Annotated in this window: 4 protein-coding genes; 3 read left to right on the forward strand and 1 reads right to left on the reverse strand. The window is 66.2% G+C overall.

Going from position 1 to position 6,097, the window contains the following annotated elements; genetic code table 11:
* Nucleotides 1-212 precede the first annotated feature (212 nt).
* Genes EXR94_11740 through EXR94_11750 form a run of 3 tightly spaced genes read left to right on the forward strand, consistent with a single transcriptional unit; the run spans nt 213 to nt 4,619 of the window.
* Entirely contained in the window at nt 213-1,541 is a 1,329-nt protein-coding gene (locus EXR94_11740) for an FAD-binding oxidoreductase (protein ID MSR03389.1), read from the forward strand.
* 13 nt (nt 1,542-1,554) lie between these two features.
* On the forward strand, nt 1,555-2,613 hold the full coding sequence (locus tag EXR94_11745; protein ID MSR03390.1) for a homocysteine S-methyltransferase family protein: 1,059 nt from the start codon (nt 1,555-1,557) through the stop codon (nt 2,611-2,613).
* Nucleotides 2,610-4,619, forward strand: coding sequence for a hypothetical protein (locus EXR94_11750; protein ID MSR03391.1), 2,010 nt, complete (start codon nt 2,610-2,612; stop codon nt 4,617-4,619). The genes EXR94_11745 and EXR94_11750 overlap by 4 nt, the downstream gene beginning before the upstream one ends.
* A gap of 123 nt (nt 4,620-4,742) precedes the next feature.
* Here EXR94_11750 and EXR94_11755 read toward each other — a convergent pair whose 3' ends face one another.
* Nucleotides 4,743-5,849, reverse strand: coding sequence for a mandelate racemase (locus EXR94_11755; protein ID MSR03392.1), 1,107 nt, complete (start codon nt 5,847-5,849; stop codon nt 4,743-4,745).
* Nucleotides 5,850-6,097 lie beyond the last annotated feature (248 nt).

A 6,097-nucleotide genomic window follows, 5' to 3' on the forward strand; every position in this document is an offset into this window, starting at 1 on the left:
GAAACTCTGAACGCAAGAACGAACTCTCGCCCGAGTGCCCTTCCGTCACGGCCATTCCGCCCATTTGGTCGATCTCCAAGGTGGAGTGCCGTTGGCGCCCTGAAGGGGGCTCGGCGTCGGTGCGGGGGGTCTTGCGCCCTTCCGCCTATGCATGCATGCTGTATACAGCTTAGGCTTCCAGGTTCATTCCTGCAAGGAGAAACGGCCGATCCATGACGGATGCCATCCCAGCCGCCGTGCCCTACTGTATCCTCGGTGCCGGGGTGCACGGATTGAGCACGGCTTGGCACCTCGCGCGGGAATTGAAGTCGCGCAGCCGAGGGACCGGTGCCGATGTGGTCGTGCTCGACAAAACCGCGGTGGGGGCCGGGGCCAGCGGGATCGCCTGTGGCGTGGTGCGCAACTACTACGTCCAGCCGGCCATGGGAGAACTCATGGCGCACAGCGTCGACGTCTGGGAATCGGACGCCGAGGCACTCCATTACAGTCCGGTCGGATACCTTGCGGTGGCCGGCGACGTTCAGCGCAAGGACTTCGAGAGCATCGCGGCTCGGCACGAGAAGATCGGGTACCGCGCCCGCTTCATCCAGGGTGAACAGCAGGTGTTCGACTACATGCGCGGGATCTTCCCCGACTGGCGGGCCCGGGGCTTGAGCGTCTGTATCCACGAGCTGCAGGGTGGCTTCGCCCTCAATCGCGAATCGATGAACGGCCTAGCCCAGAAAGCCCAGGCCGAAGGCGTCCGCATCGTGACCGGTGTCACCGTGACCGGGTTCGAGATGAGAGCCGACGGCACGGTGCACACCGTGAAAACCGACCGCGGCGATATTGCGGTCGACCACGTGGTGGTTGGCGTGGGGCCTTGGATCAAGCAGATATGGGAGAAGCTGGGGCTTTCACACCAAGTGGATGTCCTCCACAACGGCACGCTCAACCCAGGGCTCGAGATGTGGACCTACTGGCAGCTTCAGGAGGGGGAGATCCAGGCGGACCCTGACATCTACCGCACCGCCGACGGCCGGATCCCGCCTGTCATGCACGTCGACTCCACGGAGCCGCTGCTGGCCGACGACACCGGCCGAGTCATTACCAACGACCTGTGGGGCATCTACTTCAAGCGCGACCGCCACGGGGTTCAGGGAGGGGCGGTCCCGATCAAGCTGGGACACACGGCGCAAGTCGATCCGTACGGCCCGGACAGCCCACACTATACGGTTCGCGAGGATTTCGCTCCCTACTGGACGGCGGGGCTGGCGCATTGCTTGGAACGCTTCCGCGGCTGCAGCAAGCTGTACCAGCGGGCACCCACCGGCGGGATCGGCTGCTTCACGGTCGACAACTTCCCGGTCTTTGACTGGATGCGGCCCAATGTCTATGTCATCGCCGATAGCAATCATGGCTACAAGATGATCGGCGTTGGCAAGGAAGTGGCCCGGGTGCTCATGGGCGAGCAGAGCCGCCTCCTGCACCCCTTCCGATTTGGCCGTTTCGCCGAGGGCGCATTGCATCCCCGCTCGAGCGGCCCCTTCCCCTGGACCTGATCACGGAGAAACGATGAGTCCCGAACAGCCAAACGCCAAGCCCGGCCTCCTGGAGCGCCTGAACCAGGGCCCGGTGATTTGTGCCGAAGGATACCTCTTCGAACTCGAGCGCCGAGGCTACCTGCAGGCCGGGGCGTTCGTTCCGGAGGTGGTGCTGGATCATCCCCAGGCGGTCGAACAACTCCATCGCGAGTTCGTGAGAGCCGGCTCGGACGTGGTGGAAGCCCTGACCTACTACGCCCACCGCGAGAAACTGAGGCTGATCGGCAAGGAAGACATCCTCGAAGAGCTCAACCGTCAGGCCTTGCGGATCGCTCGACAGGTCGCCGCCGACTCCGACGTGCTGGTCGCTGGCGACATCTGCAACACGAACGTCTACTCCCCCGAAGATCGTGCCTCGCATGAGGCCGTCGCCAAGATGTTCGATGAGCAGGTCGCCTGGGCCGCCGACGCCGGAGTGGACTACATCGTGGCCGAGACCTTCTCTTTCTTGGGAGAGGCGCTGCTTGCGCTGGAAGCCATCCGCCGAGCGGGGCTGCCTTCCGTCGTCACCCTGGCGATTCACAAGGAAGGAACCCTCCGCGATGGCCACTCCCCGGAGGCGGCGTGCCGGGCCCTGCAGGACGCGGGCGCCGATGTCGCGGGACTGAACTGTGCCCGCGGGCCGGCCACCATGCTTCCCCTGATGGAGCGCATCCGTCAGACCTGTACCGGCCACTTGGCGGCCCTGCCGGTTCCCTATCGCACCCGGCCGGAAGAACCGACCTTTCAATCGCTGACCGACCCGGGGATGAGCAACCTGCCCGGAGGACGCTCGTTTCCAACCGCCCTCGACCCGTTCGTTTGTACCCGATACGAGATCGCGGACTTCGCCAAGAAAGCCTGGGCCCTCGGCGTGCGCTATCAGGGCGTGTGCTGCGGCGCCGGACCGCACCATATCCGCAGCATGGCCGAAGCGCTGGGAAAGACCCCTGCGGCCGGCCGTTTCTCCGCCGACATGAGCAAGCATTACGCGCTGGGCAGCGACGGACGCCTCAAAGCGCACAACATCGAGTTCGCGAAACAACTATGAGCGGGCTCCGACCGAACTCCCGTTCTCGGCAACCCGACCGCGGGGCGGCCGCACGTCGGCTTGCGTTGAGCGTTCTCGCCGTCCTGACCCCGCTCTCCCTCGCCGCGCAGCAGCCCACCCACCCGCTCGACGGACTCACCGCCGCCGAGCACTGGGTGATCTACGACGTCCTCAAAGCAGCGGGAAAAACCGACTCCTCCGCGCTCTACCTTTATGAGGGACTCCACGAGCCACCCAAGGCCGAAGTGCTGGCTTGGCGGCCGGGAGCCTCCTTCCGCCGTGAGGCCATCGTCCAGGTCGTGCAGGGCGAGATCGGTTACGAGGGGGTGGTCGACCTGGTCGGCCGGAAGCTGCTCTCTTGGCGGGAGGCAACCAAACGCAATTACATGGTCACCATGGCCGAGACCAAGGCAGCCGGCGAAGCTACCCTCCGCAACGCCGAGGTGAGAGCCGCGCTCAAGCGCCGCGGGATCACCGATCTCGGGATGGTCTACTGCTCGGCCGCCAACGAGGGTTACTTGGATGGCGCCGAGGAACGGGGGCGGCGGTTGGCTCGGATGCTGTGCTTCAACACCCGCGGCGCCGTGTCCGGGGTGGGGGCTCCGATCGACGGGATCCAGGTCGTCGTCGACCTTCAGACCAAGAAGGTGGTGCGGGTGACCGATACCGGGGTGCGGCCCGCCGCCACGCTGTCGGGGGAGCATCACCCGGAGGCCGTCGGACCGACTCGGGCCCCGCTCCCACCGTTGAGCGTGACCCAGCCGATGGGCCCGGGCTTCAAGCTGGACCAGACCCAAGTCAGTTGGGACAACTGGCGGTTTCATTTCCGACTGGATCCCCGCCGGGGGCTGGTCCTTTCGCAAGTCAGAACGGTCGACCAGGGTCGAGGGCGATCGGTCCTCTATCAAGCATCACTTTCGGAACTGCTCGTGTTGTACATGGACCCCGAGGAGCCCTGGAACTACCAGGCCTTCTTCGACCTTGGCGCCTACCCGGGGGTGTTCGGCGGGGTGGCGAGTAGCCTGGAGCCCGGGTCCGACTGCCCGAGCAACGCCGTCTATGTCAGCTCTTTCAGCGTCAGCGAACAAGGGAGCCCATTCGAGACTCCCCGGACGGCTTGCCTCTTCGAGCGGCTCACCGGAGACCCGCTCTGGCGCCATGCCCGCCCCGGGATCACCGAATCCCGGGCCCGGCACGATCTGGTGCTCCGGATGATCATGGGGGCTGGCAACTACGACTACCTGTTCGACTGGATCTTCAGCCAGGACGGCTCCATCCACGTCGAGATGGCGGCCACCGGCATCGATCAGGTGCGCGGCGCCAGAACCCGGACCGCAGCCGACAGTGCACCCGGCGGCCCGAGCGACCGGTACGGACGGTTCGTGGCGCCCTACCTGGTGGCAGTAAATCACAGCCATTTCTTCGCGTTCCGACTCGACTTCGACGTCGACGGTCAAGCGAACAGCCTGGTGGTCGATCGGCTGGAGACCGAGCGTCAGCCGGCGACGAATCCACGCCGCAGCGTGTGGACTGTCAACTCGACCGTCGCCGCCACGGAGCAGGCCGCCAAACGGCACGCCCCGATGAGCGCGCCGGAATTCTGGCGCGTGATCAACCCTTCGGTGCCGGGGCCCTACGGCGAGCCCGTTGGCTACGCCCTCGAGGGGCACGGAGCGATGACCCTCCTTGCCGATGACGATTACCTGAGAAAGCGGGCCGGGTTCACCGACTACACCCTCTGGGCCACGCCGTATTCCCCTACCGAGCTCTTCGCCGCTGGCGACTACCCCACCGTTGGTTTAGCCGGCCAGGGGCTCCCGGAATGGACCAAGGGGAATCGCCCGATTGCCAACACGGACATCGTGCTCTGGTACACCATCGGCTTCCATCACGTGGCTCGACCAGAGGACTGGCCGATCCTGTCGCTGGAGCGACACCACTTCGAGATCAAACCCTCGAACTTCTTCGCTCGCAATCCGGCCATCGACCTTCCGCGTCAGCCCTGACCCGTCCGCCAAACACCATCGCGGGGCAGGTCCGTCAGGAACATCTGGCCTGGCTCGCGGGTGATCATCAGTTCTATCCGCTCGGCCGGGCTATCGGGGCGTCTCGGCCCCAACACCCTGAACTCAAGGCGCCGAGACGAGGGGACGCCCGAGGAGCGTCTCCTCGACGTCAACACCGAGCCCCGGACCGGTCGGCGTGATGCCGACGCCGGCCTCGGAGCGGGGCTGGAAGCCGGCGATGTGCTCGTTGACCCAGTCGTTCATGAACGACACCGTGAAGAGGGCCTCTGGCGCCGTGCTCGCCGCGAGGTGGCTGATGGCGGCGGTGGTCACGTCGCCCCCCCAGGTATCCTCGATGGTCAGGCGCAGGCCGAGGGTCTGGGCCACGTCGCGAATGAGCCGGGCTTTGGTGAGGCCGCCGACCCTACTGATCTTCAGGTTGATCGCGTCCATCGCGCCGGCGTGGAAGGCGCGAAGGAGGGAGGGAAGGTCGGTGATCAGCTCGTCGAGCACCATCGGGAGCGTGGTCCGCTCCCGGACGTAGAGGCATTCCTCGAGGGTGGGGCAGGGCTGCTCGAGGTACGTGCGCGGAAGCCCCTCGAGCAGGCGCGCGGCGACGACGGCGTCCTGCATCCGCCAGCCGCAGTTCGCGTCGGCGATCACGGTGTCGCCGTCGCCGGTGGCTTCGACGACGCTGATAACCCGCTCCGCGTCGGCGGCGGGGGCGCCCCCGACCTTGAGCTGAAACCGGCGAATGCCCTCCGCCTTCCGGGCCAGCACATAGTCCCGCATCCGGGCGGGCTCATCGAGCGGCACCGCGATGTAGAGCGGATACCGGTCCTGCCTCCGGCCGCCGAGCAGAGTGCTCACGGGAAGGCCGGCCGCGCGTCCCACGAGGTCCCAGCAGGCCATGTCGACGGCGCTCTTGGCGTAGCCATGCCCCATGAGGGCCGAGTCCATCGTTTGGTAGACTTCGGCCAGGTTGCGGGGATCCACGCCGATCAGATGGGGAACGATCTCTCGAAGGGCGGCCACGGCGCCGGCGCCGAAGGCTGGGAGGTAGGTTGCGCCGAGGGGACAGACTTCGCCCCACCCGACCAACCCGGAGTCGGTGGTCACCCGGACCACGGTGCTCCGGAGGCTGGTGATGACGCGGCCGCCCGACATCACGTAGGTGCCGTGGACATAGGTCAGGTCGTAGCCGAAGACGTCGATGGCAGAGATCAACATGGCGCGGTCTCCTCGCATGCCGCTGGAAGGTGCATTTCGCGGCTAACGGCGCATCCCGACGGGCGGCCCCGCGAGCACGATGGTGGCCTCCGGACCAGTCGGCCCGGCATATGCAACTCCTTGGTTTTCAATCTAGTTTCGGGGGCCCGGTGGCAGGTGCTCGATCAGGTACCGCGCCATGAGAATCCGCAGGTGCGCAGGCGTGCCTTTGCCTTGCTGGAGGTTGTGGTCCCGATGGGGGTACGCCA

The sequence above is a fragment of the Gemmatimonadota bacterium genome (genome assembly GCA_009692115.1).
Classification (GTDB): Bacteria; Gemmatimonadota; Gemmatimonadetes; order Gemmatimonadales; family GWC2-71-9; genus SHZU01.